General features: G+C 46.6%; 24 protein-coding genes and 2 riboswitches. Of the genes, 5 read left to right on the top strand and 19 right to left on the bottom strand.

Going from position 1 to position 22,097, the window contains the following annotated elements; genetic code table 11:
* Nucleotides 1-8 precede the first annotated feature (8 nt).
* The 10 genes from HP401_RS30300 to nrdI form a co-directional block, all read right to left on the bottom strand.
* Complete coding sequence (locus tag HP401_RS30300; RefSeq protein ID WP_173606027.1) at nucleotides 9-1,517, bottom strand: fatty acid--CoA ligase family protein; 1,509 nt, start codon at nucleotides 1,515-1,517, stop codon at nucleotides 9-11.
* 63 nt (nucleotides 1,518-1,580) lie between these two features.
* A complete protein-coding gene (locus HP401_RS30295; RefSeq protein ID WP_173606026.1) occupies nucleotides 1,581-2,840 on the bottom strand; it encodes an MFS transporter in 1,260 nt (419 codons plus the stop codon).
* Nucleotides 2,841-2,886: 46 nt separating this feature from the next.
* Nucleotides 2,887-4,188, bottom strand: coding sequence for a CapA family protein (locus tag HP401_RS30290; RefSeq protein WP_173606025.1), 1,302 nt, complete (start codon nucleotides 4,186-4,188; stop codon nucleotides 2,887-2,889).
* Between the two features lie 40 nt (nucleotides 4,189-4,228).
* Nucleotides 4,229-5,116, bottom strand: coding sequence for a MurR/RpiR family transcriptional regulator (locus HP401_RS30285; RefSeq protein ID WP_173606024.1), 888 nt, complete (start codon nucleotides 5,114-5,116; stop codon nucleotides 4,229-4,231).
* A 225-nt stretch (nucleotides 5,117-5,341) separates the two neighbouring features.
* Entirely contained in the window at nucleotides 5,342-6,343 is a 1,002-nt protein-coding gene (locus tag HP401_RS30280) for a DUF418 domain-containing protein (RefSeq protein WP_173606023.1), read from the bottom strand.
* A gap of 352 nt (nucleotides 6,344-6,695) precedes the next feature.
* Nucleotides 6,696-7,172, bottom strand: a complete 477-nt coding sequence (locus HP401_RS30275) for an acyl-CoA thioesterase (protein WP_015891424.1) — start codon at nucleotides 7,170-7,172, stop codon at nucleotides 6,696-6,698.
* A gap of 23 nt (nucleotides 7,173-7,195) precedes the next feature.
* A complete protein-coding gene (gene metE, locus HP401_RS30270; protein WP_173606022.1) occupies nucleotides 7,196-9,487 on the bottom strand; it encodes a 5-methyltetrahydropteroyltriglutamate--homocysteine S-methyltransferase in 2,292 nt (763 codons plus the stop codon).
* A 145-nt stretch (nucleotides 9,488-9,632) separates the two neighbouring features.
* A riboswitch (cobalamin riboswitch) is annotated at nucleotides 9,633-9,831 on the bottom strand.
* Between the two features lie 86 nt (nucleotides 9,832-9,917).
* On the bottom strand, nucleotides 9,918-10,868 hold the full coding sequence (gene nrdF / locus HP401_RS30265) for a class 1b ribonucleoside-diphosphate reductase subunit beta (RefSeq protein ID WP_173606021.1): 951 nt from the start codon (nucleotides 10,866-10,868) through the stop codon (nucleotides 9,918-9,920).
* A gap of 55 nt (nucleotides 10,869-10,923) precedes the next feature.
* Nucleotides 10,924-13,008, bottom strand: a complete 2,085-nt coding sequence (gene nrdE / locus HP401_RS30260; protein ID WP_142496802.1) for a class 1b ribonucleoside-diphosphate reductase subunit alpha — start codon at nucleotides 13,006-13,008, stop codon at nucleotides 10,924-10,926.
* Nucleotides 12,995-13,354, bottom strand: coding sequence for a class Ib ribonucleoside-diphosphate reductase assembly flavoprotein NrdI (gene nrdI, locus HP401_RS30255; RefSeq protein WP_015891428.1), 360 nt, complete (start codon nucleotides 13,352-13,354; stop codon nucleotides 12,995-12,997). The genes nrdE and nrdI overlap by 14 nt, the downstream gene beginning before the upstream one ends.
* Before the next feature lie 162 nt (nucleotides 13,355-13,516).
* Nucleotides 13,517-13,716, bottom strand: a riboswitch (cobalamin riboswitch).
* Between the two features lie 170 nt (nucleotides 13,717-13,886).
* On the opposite strand from nrdI, the gene HP401_RS30250 reads away from it, so the two are divergent.
* A complete protein-coding gene (locus tag HP401_RS30250; RefSeq protein WP_173606020.1) occupies nucleotides 13,887-14,711 on the top strand; it encodes an alpha/beta hydrolase in 825 nt (274 codons plus the stop codon).
* 31 nt (nucleotides 14,712-14,742) lie between these two features.
* Here HP401_RS30250 and HP401_RS30245 read toward each other — a convergent pair whose 3' ends face one another.
* The 4 genes from HP401_RS30245 to tlp form a co-directional block, all read right to left on the bottom strand.
* A complete protein-coding gene (locus HP401_RS30245) occupies nucleotides 14,743-15,255 on the bottom strand; it encodes an ACT domain-containing protein (RefSeq protein WP_015891430.1) in 513 nt (170 codons plus the stop codon).
* Between the two features lie 39 nt (nucleotides 15,256-15,294).
* Nucleotides 15,295-15,624, bottom strand: a complete 330-nt coding sequence (locus HP401_RS30240; RefSeq protein ID WP_015891431.1) for a hypothetical protein — start codon at nucleotides 15,622-15,624, stop codon at nucleotides 15,295-15,297.
* 21 nt (nucleotides 15,625-15,645) lie between these two features.
* Complete coding sequence (mnmA, locus tag HP401_RS30235) at nucleotides 15,646-16,758, bottom strand: tRNA 2-thiouridine(34) synthase MnmA (protein WP_064199254.1); 1,113 nt, start codon at nucleotides 16,756-16,758, stop codon at nucleotides 15,646-15,648.
* 139 nt (nucleotides 16,759-16,897) lie between these two features.
* Nucleotides 16,898-17,116, bottom strand: a complete 219-nt coding sequence (tlp, locus tag HP401_RS30230) for a small acid-soluble spore protein Tlp (protein WP_015891433.1) — start codon at nucleotides 17,114-17,116, stop codon at nucleotides 16,898-16,900.
* Nucleotides 17,117-17,240: 124 nt separating this feature from the next.
* Here tlp and HP401_RS30225 point away from each other — a divergent pair, with 124 nt between their 5' ends.
* Entirely contained in the window at nucleotides 17,241-17,456 is a 216-nt protein-coding gene (locus HP401_RS30225; protein WP_016743595.1) for a hypothetical protein, read from the top strand.
* 2 nt (nucleotides 17,457-17,458) lie between these two features.
* Here the strand turns inward: HP401_RS30225 and HP401_RS30220 are convergent, their stop codons facing one another.
* Complete coding sequence (locus tag HP401_RS30220) at nucleotides 17,459-17,809, bottom strand: DUF952 domain-containing protein (protein ID WP_173606019.1); 351 nt, start codon at nucleotides 17,807-17,809, stop codon at nucleotides 17,459-17,461.
* A 19-nt stretch (nucleotides 17,810-17,828) separates the two neighbouring features.
* Nucleotides 17,829-18,074, bottom strand: coding sequence for a hypothetical protein (locus HP401_RS30215; RefSeq protein ID WP_173606018.1), 246 nt, complete (start codon nucleotides 18,072-18,074; stop codon nucleotides 17,829-17,831).
* A 164-nt stretch (nucleotides 18,075-18,238) separates the two neighbouring features.
* On the opposite strand from HP401_RS30215, the gene HP401_RS30210 reads away from it, so the two are divergent.
* A complete protein-coding gene (locus HP401_RS30210; RefSeq protein ID WP_173606017.1) occupies nucleotides 18,239-19,246 on the top strand; it encodes a glycerophosphodiester phosphodiesterase family protein in 1,008 nt (335 codons plus the stop codon).
* 72 nt (nucleotides 19,247-19,318) lie between these two features.
* Complete coding sequence (locus HP401_RS30205; protein WP_015891438.1) at nucleotides 19,319-19,504, top strand: hypothetical protein; 186 nt, start codon at nucleotides 19,319-19,321, stop codon at nucleotides 19,502-19,504.
* Nucleotides 19,505-19,565: 61 nt separating this feature from the next.
* Here the strand turns inward: HP401_RS30205 and HP401_RS30200 are convergent, their stop codons facing one another.
* Both HP401_RS30200 and HP401_RS30195 read right to left on the bottom strand, forming a co-directional pair.
* On the bottom strand, nucleotides 19,566-20,618 hold the full coding sequence (locus HP401_RS30200; protein ID WP_173606016.1) for a P1 family peptidase: 1,053 nt from the start codon (nucleotides 20,616-20,618) through the stop codon (nucleotides 19,566-19,568).
* The gene (locus tag HP401_RS30195; RefSeq protein ID WP_173606097.1) at nucleotides 20,615-21,175 is read right to left on the bottom strand and encodes a GNAT family N-acetyltransferase; all 561 of its coding nucleotides are present in this window, start codon (nucleotides 21,173-21,175) and stop codon (nucleotides 20,615-20,617) included. The genes HP401_RS30200 and HP401_RS30195 overlap by 4 nt, the downstream gene beginning before the upstream one ends.
* Before the next feature lie 176 nt (nucleotides 21,176-21,351).
* On the opposite strand from HP401_RS30195, the gene HP401_RS30190 reads away from it, so the two are divergent.
* A complete protein-coding gene (locus HP401_RS30190) occupies nucleotides 21,352-21,585 on the top strand; it encodes a hypothetical protein (RefSeq protein ID WP_015891441.1) in 234 nt (77 codons plus the stop codon).
* Nucleotides 21,586-21,667: 82 nt separating this feature from the next.
* On the opposite strand, the gene HP401_RS30185 is transcribed toward HP401_RS30190, so the two are convergent.
* The gene (locus HP401_RS30185) at nucleotides 21,668-21,919 is read right to left on the bottom strand and encodes a YolD-like family protein (protein ID WP_015891442.1); all 252 of its coding nucleotides are present in this window, start codon (nucleotides 21,917-21,919) and stop codon (nucleotides 21,668-21,670) included.
* Nucleotides 21,920-22,097 lie beyond the last annotated feature (178 nt).

The following is a 22,097-nucleotide window of genomic DNA, read 5'->3' as shown; positions in this document are numbered from 1 at the left end:
GCGATCGTTTACGTGGTGCGTAACGAGCGACGCAAGATTTTCCCTGTAGTGTTTTTGGGAAGCTCTGCTACGAATTCCACCTGACGAGGAACTTTGTATTTCGCCAGCTTGTCACGACAAAACGCCATGATTTCCTCTTGAGAAACCGCTATTTCCTTCAATGCCACAAATGCCTTGACTGCCTCGCCATGCACCTCGTCAGGAATTCCGATCACAGCCGCCTCGATAATCGCAGGATGCTGGTATAACACTTCTTCTACCTCACGGGGGTACACGTTATAGCCGTCAACGAGAATCATGTCTTTTTTGCGGTCAACGATGTATACATATCCTTCTTCATCCATACGCGCCATGTCTCCCGTATACAGCCAACCATCTCGAAGCGCTGCGGCCGTATCATCTGGCAAACCGAGGTACCCTATCATGACGTTGGGCCCTTGTACTACCAGCTCACCCACTTCTCCACGTGCGACTTCGTTTCCTTCGGGATCGACGACCTTGTTTTTCACAAGCGGGATATCGATTCCAACCGATCCTGGCTTTCTGGTCCCATGCAATGGATTGAATGTTGTAGCTGGGGCTGCCTCGGACAATCCGTAGCCTTCCAGTACCTTGGCATCGTATTTTGCTTCAAACTTGTGCAGGAGCTCGACGGGCATGGATGCACCTCCCGAGCAGTATATCCGGATAGAGGAGAAATCTTCTTTTGTCGCAGTCGGCACCTGTAGCAGATAGTTGTACATGGTCGGAACGCCTGCAAAGCATGTGGCTTTTTGCTCACGAATCGTTTGGAGGACGTCTACCGGATGAAATTTTGGCACGATAATAATGGCTGCACCCGTTTGAATCGGGCCATTCATGCACACCGTCATGCAGAAGACGTGAAACATCGGGAGTACCGCGACCATGCGATCTTCTGGCACCAACTCGAACAATATCCCCATCGCATCCGCATTCGAAGCCATATTCCGATGGGAGAGCATCGCTCCTTTTGGCTGGCCAGTCGTACCTGATGTGTACAGAATAACAGCGAGGTCGTCTTCGTTTCGTTCCGGCTCCGCGTAGCCTACCTCTGACTCTTGCCCTTCCTTTACAAGCTGATCGATCGTTATTTCATTCTCAATAGATTCCGAGTAGATAAGAAGCTGCAAATTTTCTATTTCTTCCTTCATCGGGGTTAGTACCGGCTGCAACGCCGATAAGGCAATGGCTGCCTTTGCTTTACTGTTCGAAAGAATGAAGCTAATTTCGCGAGCCGTATAGATGGGGTTCATGGGAACAACAACTGCTCCTACGCGGAGTATCGCATAGTAAGCGATTACAAAATGCGGCCGATTATCCATGAGCAGAGCGACAGCATCCCCATTTCCAATCCCGTGCTGGGCAAGTCCTGCTGCGAGATGTTCGACCTGCTGATTGAATTGTGCATACGTCGTCGTTTCTCCCATAAAGACAAAGGCTGGACGATCCGCAAATTGTTTCGCGCTCTGCATGAGGCTTTCATTCAAATGATACATCGCACACCTACCCCCTTTTCAGAAAATTTTAACACCTAGAGATAAGCCTATAAAGCATTACTTTTAGGAAACATGGGAGATTGGCGGTGCTAATTGACTGACTTGTTCATTGCGCTTCACAAAGAGCAGGAAAAGCACGCCACAAATAATAAATAGCAACCCGTTGACGATCATGGCGTTGCCAAAACCAGTTCCAATATCTCCAGCTGACTGAACAATAGCGCCCGTTACCAACGGCGAGATGATCCCTGCCAATGTAACCAGGCTGGACAACACGCCTACTAAAAGTCCCGTGCGTTCCGGCAACAAGCTGCTAACAATAACAGAGGCAGCTGTCCCAACAGAAAAGGCAAATCCTTTTCCGAGGCACAGAAAGATCAAAACAAATACTGTAGATTGAACGAGAGTCACACCATAAAAGCACAGTCCCCCTAAAATAATCGAAACACCGCCAACCAAAACGTATGATTTACGATAGCTGCGATGCTTTTTAAAGAAACGATCACCGATTGAAGAAATGAGTATGGTCATCAGTCCGGCTAAAAGTCCCGTGCCAGCAATTGCATAGGCCATTTCCTGATTTGTAAACTGGAAGACCTTGACGAGATAGACAGGCTCCCAAACGGATGCGAAGGTCGTCCCCCATATTTGTGCGAAATAGATTAAAAAACAGAATAGAAACGTGGATGAGAGCAAGATACCGGATATATCCGACCATTTCGCTTTTGGCAAGGTAGGAGCTGCGCCTTTTGCAGGAGCGACAGTGACATGTGGTTTTTCTTTTCCAATCCACAACCAGACCAGGAGCCATATCAGACTGAGTGCGCCCATAAATGCCCAGGAAAATCGCCATCCATAGCTATCGATCAGCGCGACAATCATCGGTGCGGAAGCAACCGCACCGACGAAAGCACCAAAGTTCACGGTGGAATAAACCAATCCACGCTTTTCTTCGGGAAACCATTTATTCAGATGGCTGACAACCGTTGCCCAAAATGGCCCTTCGCCTATTCCAAGCAATACACGCGTTACGACAAGCATCGGCAAACCCGCGATCGCATAAGCGCCGAATTGGATGACAGTCCAGGACAGTGCCATGATCGCCAGCATTTTTTTCGTCCCGATGCGATCCGATAATGCCGCGCCTATAATCCCGGCAATGGAGAAAAACCAGAAGAAGCTGCTTCCAACAAGTCCCCATTCTTTCTCGTTCAATGAAAATTCAGTCATGATCGGCACGGCAGAATATCCCGCAATCGTTTTATCCGCATAATTGATCATGTATAGCAAAAACAACATAATCATGGTGATTCTGGCCATCATGTGAATCACTCCATTTGTGTAGGAAATAGACTACCGCCGTTTCCCGCTATTTTGAAAGTCGCACGCGCCCAATTCCATCCGTGATCTCGATCACTGTGCCATATGGTTCACTCAAAGCTTTGAGCCCCTCCAAGATGGAGATATCCTCGCTTAATTTCGGCCACCCCATACGATGTACAGGCAGATCAAAGCCTAATTCAATCGGATGCAGCTCTAGTTCGAGCAGTTCACCATCTTGCATTTTCCACAAGGGAATAACCGACTCCCACACCTCTTTGTGCACACAGAGTCCGCGTGTGTAGTTGGCACTCATCTCTTCCAACGCATCTGCCACATTATGGTTGTGGTCTAAACCATAGTGCTCGTAGAAATCAGCTGGCTGACTCGTAACGGCTTCTGTCTGAAAAATAAAATCCCCCAAGCTGTAAAAGATCGGCCGATTGTTGTAGATTTCAATGCCTCGCAATAAATGGGGGCCATGTCCCACCACGGCGTGTGCGCCCGCATCGATGCAAGCTTTTGCGAACACAGGCAAGAAATCAGCCGCCACTTCCTTCGCATCCCCCTTCATCTCATGCGCGTGAATACTCACGATGACGTAATCAGCCCGCCTTTTTGCCTGCTCAATCGTTTTGACGATTCTGTTCAGATCGCGCGGATGCGGCTGAGTAGTCGTCCCTTCTTCGTCGCTTACCATGAAACGCGCATTTCCGAAGAGAAAGATCTCCTTGCCCGGATCGTTCATGAAGCCTTCCTCGATGAGAAGCTTGTTGAAGGCGTTAATGTCTGTCGACTCCGCAATGGCTTGCAAATCAGCGAGCTTTTCTTCCGTAATGTGGTGTGTCATGATATATCGCATCGGATTGATCCCTGGCCTGCCGATACTATCCGAACGCTGATCTCCGGCCGCCCACCATGGATGAAAAGTCGACGTTGTAGCGATGAAAGCTACCCTGGCTCCTTCGCATTCGAGATAACGCGGCGCCCCCGCTTCAGCGAGATTTTTGCCAGCTCCAGCATGGACGAAGCCATACTCATTGAGATATCGTTCCGTTGCTTCTAGTCCCCCATACAAATAATCAAGCGTATGGTTATTCGCCCACCCAATCATGTTAAAGCCATAATCTTTCATGACTTGCAAAACGGATGGTGGTGACATCGCCCACGTGCCTCCGCTTTGTGCGCTGGGATAGCCCTCGTTATCGTGTACGGTCGTCTCCAGATTCGCAATGCGTACGTCCGCACGGTGCAGCAAGCTGGATACCTCTTCAAAAGCTTGGTCCCTGTATGGAAGATTGCGTGTAATGAAGCTGTCGCCAGTCGCGGTAAACCAAATCGGCTTGGTCATTGGCAGGATTCCCCTTTCGCTTTTCTCATTTTTACTGTTTTCAAAAGATCGAGAAGTCTTCCTCTTCCTCTCCAACAAACGAGTATAGCTTCGAACTGATTTCATCATAGTGCTGCAATCGTTTCTGGACATTTTCCGAGTCGTGGAGCATGACGCCTTTGATCAAGACATTTAGCATGGAGAATAGTGTGGGCATACCGCTAGTGGCAACGGGTTGGGGTGTGGTAATTTTCAGGAGATGATCTGCGACTTGGCTAATAGGGGAGAACTCGCCTTCCGTAATCGCCAAAATCTTTGCTCCCAGCTCTTTTGCTGAATGGACCATTGCAACTGTCTCGCTAGGATGACGAGGAAATGATATCGCAATGACCAGCCATTCTTGATCCCGTTCGGTGAGAAAATAATCGGCGTTATCTACGGCTCCCGTATACAAATGTGTGTTTCCTTTGATCGCATTCAACGCCGAAAATAGCCATTTTGCAGGAATATGGCACCAGCGAAATCCCACCACTACGATTCGGTTAGCCTGCACGATGCTTTTGACCACATCATGGAGCAAGTGGTAATCTATTTGCTGCAAGCCTTGCTGGAGATACGCAATATCACTCTCCATCACTTGATGGGCGTAATTGCTCAGATTGAGCGTAACCTCCGTGTCTCGATATTTCTGGATCGGCCCCTTCCTTTGGTCTCCTATCAAAAGAGACTTTTTGATTTCTTCCTGAAGCTCTGTGTATCCGGAGTAACCCAATGCGTAACAAAAGCGAATGACAGTTGCTTCACTGGTATTCGTAAACTCCGCGATTTTTTTAGCGGTATGGATCGCAAGTAAGCTGGGCTTTTCTATCGCGATCTTACAGATGATTTTTTGGCTTGCTGTCAGCTTTCCATACTGCTTCCGAATCCGTTCCTTTACGAGTTGTGCCATACCTGAAGCCCCTTTATCATTCTGATTTATTTTAATATTGGGAATAGTATATCCTTTGCAATAAATCACTTCAATACTTCTTGGAAAATGTAGTTTTTGCTTCATTTTGGTGTATGCGGACTGTAAAAAGGGACCTCCACAGTTGGAAGGCCCCTTCTCTTCTCTTTTTATTCCGTACTGAGACATTCATTTGGAACCCAGCCCTAAAGCTATATCGTATTTCGCTTATTTCTCAACTTGCTTAGTCTTTTTTATTTGAACTTTACTCCAATAAGTGAAAGATCGTAATAACAGTTCAACCGGTCCCATCTTACAATACTTTAACCATATGGAGCTACCAGTGAGTAGAACAGCATGAATGATTAAGAAAGTAATCAAAGAATGAATACTAATCATGGAGCTAAAAACAATTAATAAGGCACTTTGTGCAAGATAATTTGTTAAGGACATTTGTCCATATAATTTTAATGGAGACAATATAGCTTTTATCTGATTCCATTGCAGAGAAATAATAAGGATGCTAACCATCATCGAGGAAACTAAATAATCTTCTAGTATTTCAATGCCTGCTGGAGTAATCTCTACTGAGCTATTTACAAAATATAAAATGACATAAGCACAAATGATCCCAATTAAAAAAATCAAAACATGCTTTACTTTCGCATAAATATTTTCAATTATTTTAAATTGGCCCATGGTAAAACCTATCATCATCAGCGATAACCATTTACTAATTGCTGAGAAAAGTTCTAGCCATGCAATTCTCTCCCCATAATACGGTTGACAAAAGGCAGTTACGATAGACAAAATGATTAGGATTATCGTTACCACTAAGTTCGTCCATTGATTTGTTTTAAAAAACAGAGCTATAAATAGGCCAAGGACAGCGTACTGCATCAGCACATCGTGAATACCTGACGGTGCATAAAATGTATGGATCAGTCCTAGTACAAATAAGAAGCAGATTCTGCGGAAAAACAGAAGGTAACGGTTCTTTATTTGTTGTTGGGATCGATTCATAAAAAAGTAGCTTCCAAGTCCAAATAAGAAAAATAGAATTGGATAAAATTTACTGTTAAAAATATAATACAGTCCAGCATGTAATTCATTATAATTCGACACATTATTCATCACCTGAAAACTATTTACAAGAAGTACCCCAATCAAGGCAAATCCTCGTAAGTAATCCATAATGTCTATTCTTGTATACGAATTTATTTTATTCATGTAGAATCTCCTCATTGAAAATATTCATTTAGATTAAACACCTTACCTACCTTTATCTTTTCAACTCCCCAAGTCGGTTTCATGACTTAAACATACACGTTATCTTTAGACAAATGAATGACTGCTGTCTTACAATACAGAATACAATCTTACTAAATCGTAAAATTACCAGAGCACCTCATTTAAAGAAGTTAGCCATAGACGAAAAGGTAAATCGTACGGAAGCGAGAATGAATCCAGTGGCAGAAAACGACTTTCTAAATAGTCATAAAAAAAAATGCCTCCGGTGACCTGTTGCAACCAAGCTCACCAGAGGCATCTATTCGTTATAGGGGGGGTGATAGTGTTCCCCTTACATCTCTACCTTCCGCTTCCTTCTCAATACATGACGTTCCTTCGCTTTTTCATACTGAATGCGCTCTTCCTCAGTATCAGGAATGACACCAGGCACGATCGTCGGCTTTCCTTGATCGTCGAGGGCAATCATCGTCAGATACGCGCGTGCTGTCATGCGCTTTTCCCCGGTCAACAAGTTCTCCGCTTCCACTCTCACGAATACTTCCATCGATGTCTTATGGGTCCAGGTCACATATGCCTCCAGGTTGATCGCTTCCCCTGTCTTGATTGGCGCAAGAAAATCGAAGGAATCGCTCGACGCAGTGACAACAGGCTTACGGCAATGTCGCATAGCTGCGATGCAGGCGATTTTATCTACATAGGCCATGACTTTTCCACCGAAAATGGTATGGTGGTGATTGGTATCCGGTGGAAAGACGAGATCAGTCAAAAAGGTTCTCGATTGTTGGATCGGTCGTGCTTCTGTCATCATTTGTGTGGCTCCTCTCATCGCGTTCACCTTCCCGACTGAGCTGTCAAACGATTCCGAATCGCCTTCGTTGCCGCAACCATGTTTCGTAATGACTGAACGGTTTCTTCTCTTCCTCTCGTCTTCAGCCCGCAATCCGGGTTTATCCAAAATTGATCCGGTGGAAGTACTTGCACACCTCGTGCTACCATATCTTCCATTTCTGAAACAGCTGGAACTCGGGGGCTATGGATATCATATACGCCGAGCCCGATGCCTTTATCATACGTACCTGTTTCGAACACAGACACGAGCTCTCCGTGGCTACGTGAGGTTTCAATCGAGATCACATCGGCATCGAGTTCGCTGATGACGTCCATGAAATCATGGAATTCGCAATAGCACATATGTGTATGAATCTGGGTGCTCGGCGCAACAGTGGAAGTCGCTAGACGAAACGCTCTGACACCCCACTCGAGATAAGCTGCTTGCTCTTCTTTTTTGAGCGGAAGTCCTTCGCGCAGCGCTGGTTCATCGACTTGAATCATGAGAATCCCCGCTTCTTCCAAGGCTTCTACCTCTTTTCGCAATGCCAACGCGATTTGTTCGCACACTTCTTGTCTGGAGACATCGTCTCGAGCAAACGACCAATTCAGAATAGTTGCTGGGCCCGTTAACATACCCTTCATTGGTTTGGCGGTCAATGATTTTGCATACACACTTTCTTTGACCGTCATTGGTGCCACAAACTCCACATCTCCGTAAATAACAGGTGGCTTCACGCAACGCGAGCCATATGACTGCACCCAGCCGTTTTTCGTGAACAAAAAGCCATCGAGCTTTTCGCCAAAATACTCAACCATATCTGTTCGTTCGAACTCACCATGGACGAGGACATCCAGACCGAGCTCTTCTTGTATTTTGACCCATTCCTTGATTTGCGCATGAATGAAAGCGTCGTATTGCTCTACTGTCCAGTTCCCTTTTTTAAACTGCTGTCGGGCTTGACGAACCTCCGCCGTCTGCGGGAAACTACCGATTGTGGTCGTTGGCAACAGTGGTAACTTCCACGTATTTTGTTGAATCTCTCGACGTTCGAGATAAGGAACACTTCTTTCAAGTTTGGCAGCAGCGACTTGACGTAAAGCATTCTTCACTTCTAGACGATTCCTCGCTGGAGATAATGCGAGCTTTAGCAAGTCCGCTTCATTTTGAGCGATCTCTTTTGAAATGACGTACTTACCATATCGGAATCCTTGGACTAAAAGCTGTACTTCCCCTAGTTTTTCGTCGGAAAACGCCAATGCAGACACGACTTCCTCTGGCAATTCGCTCTCTGCTTCAACTGTTACAGGAACGTGCAACAAACTGCTAGACGGTTGCAGCCACAGCTTTTCGAGTGGAACGATCTCGGAAATTTCATTGACCAGCTCCCATTTCTCTTCAATGGACGCACGCCATATGTTTCGACCGTCGATGATTCCCGCTGCGAGAATCTTGTCTGCTGGAAACCCGTGTGTTTTTAGATGAGTCAAATTGCGCTTCGCTCCGTGTACAAAATCAAGACCGATTCCTTTTACCGGTAAGGAAACTAGCTCCTTGTACCAATCCACCGCTTCAAAATAGGTTTGCAGCATGCATTGTAGATGCGGGAGTGCTTGACCGATCTGCGTATAGATACGTTTGATGATGGCGCGTTCTTGCTCAGAGACATCCAGTACAAATGCAGGCTCATCGATTTGCACCCATTCCACGCCGTGCAGCTCTAACTCCCGGAGAACGTCTATGTAGAGCGGAACGAGTTGATCCACGACGATCTCAAATTCGTTTTTCTCATATCCTTTAGACAATTTGACAAACGTATACGGGCCTACAATAACAGGCTTTCCGATGATGCCATACTTTTCTTTGGCCTCCAAATAGGCCTGGAGAGGCTTGTTCTCGGTTATGGCTGGTTGTCTTTCACCGAACTCCGGGACGATGTAATGGTAGTTCGTGTTAAACCATTTCGTCATTTCGCTGGCAACAGCTTCCTTCGAACCGCGAGCCATGGCGAAGTATGTGGCTAATGAAACCGGGCCTCCCTCGTATTCATAACGCTTGGGGACCATTCCAAACATCACAGCCATATCCAGCATGTGATCGTAGTACGTAAAGTCACCCACAGGGATCAGCTCGACCCCTTTTTCCTGCTGACGTAACAGGTTTTGGTGACGGATTTGCTCCATTTGCTGTACCAGGCTTGCCTCATCGATGCTGCCTGCCCAAAATACTTCCAATGCCTTTTTCCACTCCCGGTTCTTCCCGATCCGTGGATATCCCAAATTGCTGCTCTTCATGAGCTTCCTCTCCATTCTTCATTCGATCTTGACTTGAATCCGCCCAATAAAAAAGGCATCTCCAACGATCAAAAAGAACGTTAGAAATGCCAAATAAGCACTGAGATCACAGCATCCTAACACCTCCCTATCTCCCGTAGGTTAAGCAGTGTCGTCGAAACAGGCAGGTCTCCTGACTTTGGGATCATCATCTGCACATACCTTCCCAATCCGATTGGATCAGTGGCTAATAAATGTGCCGACTCCCCTCATACAGTGGCGGGACCGTGTCGGATTCTCACCGACTTCCCTTTTCATCCTTGGTCGATCTTGATAACCAAAGAACCTGTTCCCACTCCTATGAAATTATCATGGTTCTGTGAAGTGCCCCAGAAAACGAGCAGGGCAGCATACTGTTCATACCGTAACACAGAATCCATTTTTTGTCATACTAAAATCTAAAATCATCGTCCGTCAACGGCTCTACGTTTAGTGTACGGACATAACCATTTCCTTTTTTCGAGAAGAAGTCATGCTGCTTTGTCTGCGTGCGAATGCCGTTCAGCACGATCGGGTTCACTTCTTCCTCCGGGAATAGCGGGTCCAGCCCCAGATTCATCAATGCCTTATTCGCGTTGTAGCGCACGTAGGCATGAACCTCGTCAGCCAATCCGATTTCGGTATACAACGAAGTCGTATAGGCCTCTTCATTTTCTTGCAGCTCATGCAAAAGGGCATACAGCTCCTCTTTTGCTGCGGTCTGCTCGACCACACTCAGGCCTTGGTAGACTTCTTGCGCGAGAACGCCGACATAGAGTCCGTGGATGCTCTCGTCACGAACAATCAGGTCGATAATTTCCCCGCTACTTGTCATCTTTCCTTGCCCCGCCAAATAGAGCGGATAGAAGAAGCCGCTGTAAAACAGATAGCTTTCCAGGAAAACGGACGCTACCATCGCCATGTACAAGTCTTTCGGTTTCTCAATCTCTTGATAGCGTTTGGAGATGAGGGCCGCTTTCTTTTGCAAATGTGGATTGTTTTCTACCCACGAAAAAATACCGTCAATCTCTTCGGTCGTTGCCAGCGTTGTAAAAATACTGCTGTATGATTTGGCATGGATTTGCTCCATCATGCCCATGAAGGCGAGAACCGCTTTTCTTTGCAGTCCATCGACATGCTCCATGATCTTCGGCATCCCTACTCCACCCTGAACCGTATCCAGCAAGGTGAGACCGCCCAATACTTTTTTATATGTGTCCCGTTCAGTCGCACTGAGCTCCATCCAGGCCATCTTGTCATCTGACAACGGAATCTCATCATCCGTCCAGAACTGCATGATGTTTTGATTCCAAAACGTCATCGTAAAATCGTCGTCCGGCCTGTTCCAATTGACTGCTTTCATATGGCGTTCCTCTTCTCTTTTTGCTTGATGCTTTTCCTTATATGAATCGACTTCACTAAACTGCGCAGCTAATGCACTCTTCTACAGTCAAATGCTTCGTACGCGTATAGTAGAGCGACTTCAGACCTTTTTTCGCTGCGTAAATGTAATAGCGAGCCAGTTCTCTGGTTGAAATATTGCTGTTCACGTGCAGTACAGTCGAAATTCCTTGGTCGATGTGCTCTTGAATTTCGGCAATCAGATCAATCACTTTGAATTGGTCGATCACATACGCCGATTTGTAGTAAAAATAGTTTTCCTGCGACAAGTATGGCATCGGGTAATACGTCGTAGAGTTGGCATACGTTCTCGTTTCGATATGCTCGACGATTGGCATCACGCTAGAAGTCGCGTTCTGAATGTAGGAAATGCTCTGTGTCGGTGCAATCGCCAAACGGTACGCATGATAAACGCCATGCTTTTGCACCTTTTGCTGTAGCTCCGCCCAATCTGCTGGTGTCGGAATGTGCATTCCTTCAAAGAGAAGCTTTGCTTTTTCCGTCCGCGGGCTGTAATCGTTCGTCACGTACTTGTTAAAATAAGTGCCTTTTGCATATTCCGATTGTTCAAAGCCCAAGAAGGTCATGCCTGTTTCCCTTGCAATTTCCATACTTTTTTCCAAGGAGTAGAAGTTCATCATCATGAAGAACGTACGGGCGAAATCTTTCGCTTCTTCACTTTCGTAAGCGATTCTGTTCTTTGCGAGATAACCGTTCAGATTCATCGCACCGAGACCTACAGAGTGCAGCTCACGATTTGCCTTTTGAACGCCTGGAGCGTTTTCTACACGCGTCATGTCACTCACGGCTGTAATGGCTTCGATTCCTTCGTGGACAGATTCGCGGATCATTTTGCGTTCCATCACATTGACAATATTGAGCGATGCCAGATTGCAGCTAATATCGCGACGGATGATATCCATCTCGCCGTAATTGGTAATCGTCGAAGTCTCCTGTAGCTGGAAGATTTCCGTGCACAGGTTGGACATTTTTACCGAACCGAGATCTTTCAGCGCATGGTTGTTGTTCGCATTCGTTTTGTTCATGATGTACGGATAGCCCGATTCCATTTGGATCATCGCGATTTTGGTCAACATCTCGCGTGCGCTCATCACGGTCTTTTTCTTGATGCGATCGTTAGCCAAGAGCTCCTCGTACATCTCATCGAGGTCCATATCATCCAGATGCACGCCGTATTCTTTGTACACGGAGTACGGAGCAAACACAGTCAATGGCTTGTTTTCCTCAGCCAGCTTGTAGAATACGTTTGGTACGATCAGGCCGATGGACAACGTTTTGATGCGGGCTTTTTCATCCGCATTGATTTTTTTGCAATCGAGAAACTCGTTAATATCCCAGCCGAAGATGTTGTAGTACGCTGCACCTGAGCCTTTGCGTTGCCCCATTTGATCCGCGTAGGAAAACGCATCTTCCAACAGCTTGAGAACCGGCATAACACCTTTTGCTGCGCCCTCGACGCCTTTAATCGGCTCTCCTCGTCCGCGAAGCTTGGACAGGTTCACGGCTACACCGCCGCCAATTTTGGATAACTGCATACAAGTTCCCAAAATAAAGTTGATGGAATTCAGTGAATCATCCATTTCGAGCAAGAAGCAGGAAACCATTTCTCCCCGGCGGCTTTTGCCTGCGTTCAGGAAGGTTGGTGTCGCTGGTTGCAAGCGTTGATCCATCATGGAGACCGTTAAACGCTTGGCGAGCTCAAAGTCACCTTGTCCAAGTGACAGTGCCACAACGGCCACCCGGTCTGGATACTGCTCCAAGTACATCGATTTATCGTTCGTTTTCAAAGCGTAATCTTTATAAAATTTGGAGATAGCCATATACGAAGCAAATTGAAAATCGGCGTCATAGGCCAAACGGAAAACTTCATCGACCTGCTCAACCGTGTATGTTTCATAGACGTTTTCATAAAAATCATTCTCGATCAAATAGTCCATGCGTTCTTTCACACTGCCAAAGGTCATCGTGTTGGACTGCACTTCTTCCATGAAGACCGCAACCGCTTCCCGATCCTTTTCCAGTTGATAAAATCCGTCGTTGCCACGCTGCATCAGTTCGTTGTTCAATTCAATATGCCGCAATTGCTGCCACCCCACTCGTAAATTGTTCCACGTCACGGCCGGTACCGGACAGTTCGAATTTAGAAATCACCGGAACGCCATATTGGCTCGCGATCGTATCCGCGCTTTTGGCAAAACTGGTTCCCCAGTTGCGGTTGCCGCTGGCAGATACCCCGCGCAGATGGACATGATTTCGCTTCAGGAACGTCGCCACCTTCTCCGGCACTTGTCCGAATCCCGTCGTGTATGTGATCAAAATGAATGGCTCGTCCAGCACCATATCTTGATCAATTTCCACATGTGGCAAATTAATTTTGTTGACGAATCGTCGGACGTTTCCTGTTTTTGAATCATAAGCGATTAGCATGTCCCTCATCCTATCCTTGCTATTTTTACTCTGTATGTATGTTATTTAGCCAAAGTAAAAGCGCATCCGACGTTTACATGCCGAATGCGCGTGATGACTTCCATCTAGCAATTCGCCAATGCGAATTGAGCGCTCGAACACTTCCCTATCTCCCGTAGGGTAAACAGTGCAAGCGGTTAGGCAGGTCTCCTGGCTTTTGGATCATCGCTCCATTTTCACCTTCCCGATCCTTCATGATCAGTGGCCTTCTTTCGCAAATGGAACTCTCTCATTACAGTGGCGGGACCGCGTCGGATTCTCACCGACTTCCCTATTAAGTCTACCAAATCTGGCTGGTAAACACCTTACCGCATCAATATGTAGTTGGTAAAACTTACTTTACCTCAATATATCGTAGGAGTCAAGCTCAGTATGGGCTCTTTTCGAAAACTAACTATTCTCCTTTTTCGGCTATTGCCAATCTCTGGTTCTCGTTCATATAATAGATTTTGTGCGTGTTGGTTAGCCTTGGAGAGATTGGAGAGTCGCCCTCATGAAAAGCACCGACTATCAACCTGTCGTCATACCTCGTTCCTACCGTAGAATCATGACTTATCAAGAGCGTGACTATCACATTTTCGTAAGTATACCTGCCGATCCCCCTCCGGAATCAGGCTTTCCCGTCATATATTTGCTAGATGGAAACTCTGTTTTTGCAACCGTGACCGAAGCGATACGGATACAATCACGTGGCCCTGAACGAACTGGGGTGTATCCTGCTATCGTCGTCGGGATTGGCTATCCAACAGACGCTCCATACCATCCTGCCCGTTTCTATGATTACACGTATGAAGTTCCCGCCTCAGAGCTTCCTGACAGCCCAAAAGGAGCCGAGTGGCCACAAATGGGGGGAGCCGAGCAGTTCCTCACCTTTTTAGAGGAGGAGCTCAAGCCTAGCATCGAAAACGACTTCCCCATCGATCGGACCCAGCAAGCGATTTTGGGACATTCGCTAGGCGGCTTATTTGTCTTGCATGTGCTTCTGTCCAGACCACACGCGTTCCAGCGGTATATTGCCGGTAGTCCCTCTATCCACTGGAATGAGAGCGTGCTGCTTGCGAAGGAGAGTCAATTGCCGAGCCTGCTGACAGATGACCTCAACGTCCATGCACTCCTCACCATCGGGGAGTTGGAAAACGATGGGCGATTCTTGGTCAAAGAAAAATCGCTGGCGATGATCGAACGATTGTCCTCCATGGGGAAGGGCCAAATCAAGGCTTCCTTTAAGGAATTTGCCAACGAAAATCACTCGTCCGTTTTGCCAGTCTTCATTAGTCAAGGACTCAGATTCGCCACGAAAAAAACTGCCCGCTACTAACAACGGGCAGTTTTTGTTTTTCATGATTCGCTTACTGTAGAGATAACACTTTGGTGATTTGGGGCAGCTCTTCGATGGCAGATACAATCGTTGGTGTAATCTCTTCATCAGTCACAGAGATAAGCAGGGCATTCTTCCCTTTTTGCTCGCGGGATACATTCAACTTGGAAACATTGATTTGATACTCGGCCAGTTTTCGTGAGACATCATAAATCACGCCTGGATAATCGATATGGCGAACCAACAATCCGTGGGCCCCTGGAGGTATGCGACACGCGCAGTAATTGATTTCACTGATGTACACTTCTCTCCAATCTTGCGCAAAGGTGTACTTGTTCGCTCCTACACGCAAAATCGCCAAATGATTCGCATATTCGCCAGAGCTGTGTTGGACAGGAATTTTTGTCCCGAGTCCTTCCACTAGCAATGTTGCGATTTCCTCTTTATTTTCATGAGCAAGAATACTTAATTGTGCACCCGCTAACTCTGGCTCGAGTCTTCGAATCAGTTCAGCCAGTTCACGCAATCCAGCATATTGGGTCATGTGATGCCTTCACTCTCCCAGTCAGGTTTATCCTCGTTATTACGGCAGAATCCACGCTTCCGGCTCTTTCTTGATGGAGGATTCGTTATCAGCACGATACCAAGCCGTCAACGTTTGCCCATCTTTCGTAAAGTAGATACGGTAGATGGTATTGCCTTTTCCGCTGTTGGTAAAAGGACTTTCATCCATCGGTACTGCTGTCACTCCACCCGCGTTTACAACCCCGCCGTTCTCCTTGATGACGTTTTGGATCGTCGCCATATGCTCTTTACCCATGGAGGCCATCCCGAAATAAGAGATGATCGCCAAGAGAACTGCTCCCGCCAAAAATGAAACGATAATCACTTTTGATTTTTTCGTAGCATCCACCGAGTGCTTCCCCCGTCTATCTTAGTTCTCTTTATCGACTAAGCGTACCTTGTCAATCGTACCTCCACCCAAGCACACTTCCCCATCGTAGAAGACGACAGCCTGACCAGGTGTCACTGCTTTTTGCGGTTGATCAAATACAACTTCTACGTTGCCATCCTCCAGCAGGTGAACGGTTACTCCCTGATCTGGCTGACGATAACGGAATTTGGCTGTACAAGTAAACGTTTCGGATGGTTTCTTATCACTCACCCAGCTCACGTTGGTCGCCAAGAGACTCTTCGAGTACAGACGGATATGATCAGAGCCTTCGCCAACGATCAGGGCATTCCGTTCCAGATCCTTGTCTACAACAAACCAAGGCTGCCCGCTTGTGCCATGACCTCCGCCTATCCCTAGGCCTTGTCGTTGGCCCAATGTATAGTACATCAGCCCGTCGTGCGTACCGATGACTGCTCCATCTACGGTCTCGATATTTCCTGGTTTGGCTGGCAAATAGTTTTGCAGGAACTCGCGGAAGTTGCGCTCCCCAATAAAGCAGATCCCTGTACTGTCCTTCTTTTTCGCTGTATAGAGTCCTGCTTTTTCCGCGATCTCCCTTACTTGCGGTTTCGGGAGATGACCAATCGGGAACATCGTTTTGGAAAGCTGTTCTTGGCCCAATACATTCAAGAAGTAAGTCTGGTCCTTGTTGTTGTCAGCGCCGCGAATCAGCTTGTACTCGCCATCGATGTACTTGACCTGCGCGTAATGGCCGGTAGCAATATAATCCGCCCCCAGATCCATCACCTTGGCGAGAAGCTCACCGAACTTGATTTCACGGTTGCACATGACATCCGGATTCGGTGTACGGCCTCGTTTATATTCATCCAAAAAATACTGGAATACCTTGTCCATGTATTCTTTTTCAAAGTTTACCGTGTAATATGGAATGCCGATCTGTTCACAGACGCGCCGGACATCCTGGAAGTCTTCTTCCGCCGTGCAGTGGCCGAATTCATCGGTATCATCCCAGTTTTTCATGAAGATGCCGATGACGTCATATCCCTGTTGCTTAAGCAGGTAAGCCGTCACGGAGGAGTCGACTCCGCCGGACATGCCGACAACGACGCGTGTATCTTCTGGTCGCTTCATAAGTCTTTCTCCTCTTATTCAATTTGTACCATTACAGATTACCATGTTTCGCAAAACAAATCATGTTTTGTTGCACTTTTGCCCGATAGAATGAAAAAACGCCTGACGCGTAGTTGGCGCCAGACGTTTGGTAGCAAGGTTATGCCTGCGTAGATTCATCCTTGATTTCTGCGCGATATCCCTCGATGCTTTCTTCGCGACGATGATTCTTCGCCTCGAGGTTTGCTTTTTCCTCTGCAGAAATCTCTCCAGCATGAGCCGTCAGGTAATCTTCGGACTCACGAATGTTCTCTTCCGTATTGGAAATCATCTGTTGAAGCTTTTCTGCGTTGTCAGAACGGTCATCCGGCTTCGCCATAATCGATACGCCTCCTACAAAGGGTTATATTCAACACCTTTACCATTGTGCGCCAATCATGGTTTCTTTATGTACCCGTGTTATAATAGAAGAAACGGATTAAACGAAAAAGAGGGTTTCACCTATGGCTTCCTTAGATTTGTTGGAAAGAAAGCTGCTTCGGATCATCTCTGATACCGATCCCGTCCGCCTGAAACGACAATGGGTGAAGGGGCAGAAGGTACCTGAATCCGAAGTGGAACAGCGCATGCGAATCGATCTTCTCTTGCGCAGACTCGACAAGCTACCTGAGGCCAAGCGTCAAGAAGTGCTTGCGCTACTCAAATGGTTTAAATGGTAGAGTTAGCGGATGGACGTTCCCAGACGCCACTGGCCGTCTATCCGATTCATTTGCTTTCTATCCACGATCGCATCTTGATTCAGCGGTCCATAGATGTGTGGATACAGCAATCCATCCTTCGCAGCCTCGTATTTGACTTCCGAAGTCGTTTTCGTTTCATCAACAACGAGTACATACAACTCCTCGTCAAACTGTGTGTAGACGCGGTTTGCTACCTTTTCAAGCAGCTCGTCCCCTTTTGTCGCGTGAATAAAGCCTTCTTGCTCGTAATCGCGCGGTAAGTAGTGATCCTTGTCCATCCACTTTTCCCAGTATGTTTTTGGTACCATGCAGTAAATAATAGAGTCTTGCATGCTTCTCCCCCACATTCGATTATTTTTTGGGCATTGCTTTGTTCAGGTGACGCATAGCTTTATCATAGAACATTTGCTCCATTTTCCCCTGATCGTATCGCCATTGAACGAAGTTACGCAGAGAGTGCAAATCCACCCAGGCATCCTTTGCTTGCGGATTGCGGTCAGGTATCTCTCCCGTTATTTCACCATCGTAGACAAGCTTCGCCATATCAGTTGGGTGCATGCCGATTTGATAAGCGATTTGATGTAAAGCTATTTTCATGGAACCTCCCCTTGCTCTTCAAGGATACATCGTATCTTCCGTCTATTGTGCCAGTCTTTTCGAATGATGCCAAGCCCCTAGCCCTACTCCCAAAGCATGTACCTTCCTCCCTTGCGTTTTGCTACAATGAACAGAGCATTTTAAGGAAGGGGTGGTATTCCATCATGTCAAAACATCGAAATCAACCTCGAAAGAAATGGTTCCAGCGAAAACGCATCTGGATTCCTCTTCTTTTCATCGCTTTCCTGTTTCTGGGTAACAGCTCTTATCTTGCAAAAGAGCCAGAAGGCGAGCCTTTTTTACTTGCTCACCGGGGAATGGCGCAAACCTTTCATATGGAGAACATCACCAACGAAACTTGTACGGCGGAACGGATTTATCCACCGGAGCATCCGTACCTGGAAAATACGATTCCGTCCATGCAGGCGGCTTTTGATGCAGGCGCGGACGTTGTTGAGCTCGATGTACAATGGACCAAAGACAATCGATTCGCCGTGTTTCATGACTGGACGCTTGACTGTCGGACAAATGGTACCGGTGTCACGAGAGATTATACCTTGGCCGAATTACAACAGCTCGACATTGGCTACCATTATACAGCCGATGAAGGGAAAACCTTCCCCTTCCGTGGAAAAGGGATTGGCATGATGCCTTCGCTCGATGATGTGCTACAAACATTCCCTAATCACTCGCTGCTTATCCATATCAAAAGCAATGACCCACTCGAGGGGAAAGCGTTGGCGGATGTTTTGGCGACCTTGCCTGCAAAACGACTGGCACAGCTCTCTGTTTATGGCGGTGACGAGCCCATCGAGACATTGAAACAACAACTGCCCCAGCTGCGTGTGATGTCAATGGCAACAATGAAAAGTTGCCTGATCCCGTACATCGCTGCAGGTTGGTCCGGATTTGTACCACAAGCCTGTGCACATACCCAACTACATATTCCTGATCAGATTGCCCCATGGCTCTGGGGTTGGCCGAATCGGTTCATGGCAAGAATGGAAGCAAAAGACACCCGCGTGATCCTAGTCGCAGGCAGTGGAGAGGTGTCACAAGGCTTTGATGTCCCGAATGATTTAAAACGGGTGCCTGAAAGCTTTACAGGAGGAATATGGACGAACCGGATCGATCTGATCGGTCCAGCTTTTCACGAAAACGTAGAAAAATAATGAAACGGTTCTTCAGCATATTCGTATATACTTATACGTAATACACTTCCAACCTAACTAGGAGTGATTGATATGCTCAAGAAGCTTTTAAAAAATTTACTCGGTAATCACTCATCTTCGCATAAGCACCGGAAATACAGCAGCAGCGATTACAAACATCGCAGAAAGTACAGCTCCAGCAATCGGTACGGACATTCCCATTACGGCAGCTCTCATTATAAAAGAAAGCGCTCCAGCCGTAGCTTCTTCAGCAGTTAAACAATTGTTTAACAAATGATTAGACAGCAAAACTCCGCTTATGCTAGCGGAGTTTTTTCATTTAACGAGACATGATTTCTACGAAACGATCTAGTGGCAATGCATGTACGGTTCTGTTTTTCTGGCCTTGTATCGTTTCCGCCATCAACATGGAGTTCAGGATCGCTTCCTTGACCCCTTCGATCGCTGCTTCAAACAGTGCATCCAGTTGTTCGGACGGAAACATTTTCACTGTGCTCATTTGCTCGTCGCCATATGAATAGCAATTTCCTGTGGAAAAGGTCAGAAAGAAATCACCGCTGCCCTCCTCACCAATCGCGCCGAGTTGTGCCATCGCGAGTGAGGCTCGCTTGGAAATGCGCTTGCATTGAGTCGGCAAGAGAGGCGCGTCTGTCGCAATTGTGACTAAGAAAGAACCATCGTTTTCAGGTGTTACCCACGGCAGAGGAACTTCATTCTCGGAAATCAGCTGGCCCACGGGAATACCATTCACCTTGAAATCCTGTCTTCTGCCAAAATTCGTCTGCACCAATGCCCCGACAGTAAAAGTGCCACATTCAGTCTCGACGATGCGTGAAGAGGTTCCGATTCCGCCCTTGAATTCGAAGCAGATCATCCCGGTACCTCCGCCCACATTGCCTTCCTCGACATGTCCTGTACGAGCCTCTACAATCGCTTCTTCCAAATCCTCATACTGAATCTGCGTCTTTTCGAGATCACTTAACCAACCATCCCATGTCTCCGCGACGATTCCGTTAGAAAACGGTTCAAGTCCCTCGATTTTTCTCGTCGCACGAGCAAGATGATGATGTGCCAACCCTAGCAGATGGCTTCCCGTAAATACGATGGGTGTCACCAGCGTACCCGTCTCTTCTATCCAGTGACTTCCCGTAAACTCTCCCGTACCGTTAAAGGAGAAAAAACCAGCAGGAAAATGCTGCCCCTCCAAATGTCCGTCGTTGGGAACGATCACCGTGACACCCGAACAAACGTCTTCCTTGTTAATTGTTTTGTGTCCGACCCTCACTCCTTTTACATCCGTAATTGCATTATACGCACCTGGGATCCCCGTCCCAATCAATACGCCACATTCTCTCGCTCGTTTTCTCGTCATGTTACGCTCCTGTCATTTTTGAATCTTCCCATAATAATGGTGTTGTAGTAATTGCCGTCGGAAAGAACTTTGTCGTTTATGAGTACTCCTTCGATTTCAAAACCAAACCGTTTGTACAGCTCAATTGCCTTCTCATTCGTTTCCATTACATTCAACGTCATTTTGGTAATGTGGTTGGCGTCTGCCCAGGCAACCGATTCTTGCAAGAGATTCTTCCCGATGCCATAACCCCAGAAATCTTGTGATACGCATACACCAAACTCTACTTTGTGCGCAAATCTGTTTAAGTAAACACCTGAACATCTGGAAAACCCGACAATTCGATCTTGAACAACAGCCACTAAAAACAAATTTCTTGGGCTCTCTGCATCTGTTTTGATGATACCTTCGAATCCTTGCACATCGATGAAAGCCTCTCCTCTTTCTCTGTCCAAATTTTCAGTCTCCCCATCGATTTGCAGTCGAAGGTCCGACAACTGTTGTGCATCTGTTTCCATTGCAGAGCGAATCGTGTAGGATAACCCGTTCACAGAAAGTAGTTGCTGGCTGATTATCATCATTTTTCTCCTATTGGTAAAATTTCGGTCTTTTATTCTATCATAGGTAGAAGTCTTTGTGAATCTTCTCTCTTCCTAAAGAGAAGGAAACTGCATTGAGTTTACATAACATTTATTATGTTCACTTATACGTCAACCTGTGGATATGCTACAATAAGGAAAAGGAGCGTGCTCGCATGAATTTTTCTAAATCATTTTATTATACGGTCAACCATTCCAAGGTAGAAGAATATAAGAAGATGCTCGATCTAATGAAAATCCCCTACATCGTGGAAGCACCGATCGTTTTGCTGAATCAAGGAGCGAACGAATACTCCTTCGTTTTTCCTAACATGTCAGGTCGTCTTTATGGAATGGTGAGCAAGTTGTTTCAAGCGGATGCGAAACCATATCCGAAGAAAGGTACATAAGAAAAAAAGACCCAATCATTGGGTCAAAAAAAGAAGTGGAGAGAATGCAGTCGATTTTCATGTAAGGTCTCCGTACGTACACCTATGCATGTACATTGATAATTTTCTCCATCTCGATCCATTGACTCCCCGTTTGGTTCGCTAATTGAACACGTCTCGCCTTCGGGTCTACCCATTTGACCACACCCCACATGCTGCATGTATTCCCTCGCTCCCCCTCAAAGGACACACACCAGCTCACATTTAAGGGATAATTCTCTCTACCCGAATCTCGTAGCATGTACATAAATGCCTCTCTTTCTTCGTGCGTTACTTCAAGATTGCCGTTAGCCACGCTTTTCCACCCGCCTACTTACGAACATTTACATCCAAATCCTCATCTTGTGTGGGAAATTGTACTTACATTATAGTGAATGCGAACATAAGTTCGCAACTCTTTTTTTAGCCACTCCTATCGCCATGTAAGTAGGTAGCTCAGGTGGTACCAAGAAAAAAGCCGTTTTCCCAGTGGC

The organism is Brevibacillus sp. HB2.2 (assembly GCF_013284275.1).
GTDB lineage: Bacteria > Bacillota > Bacilli > Brevibacillales > Brevibacillaceae > Brevibacillus > Brevibacillus brevis_D.
The sequence above is the reverse complement of the archived record's forward strand: the minus strand, read 5'-3'. Positions and strand labels throughout refer to the sequence as shown.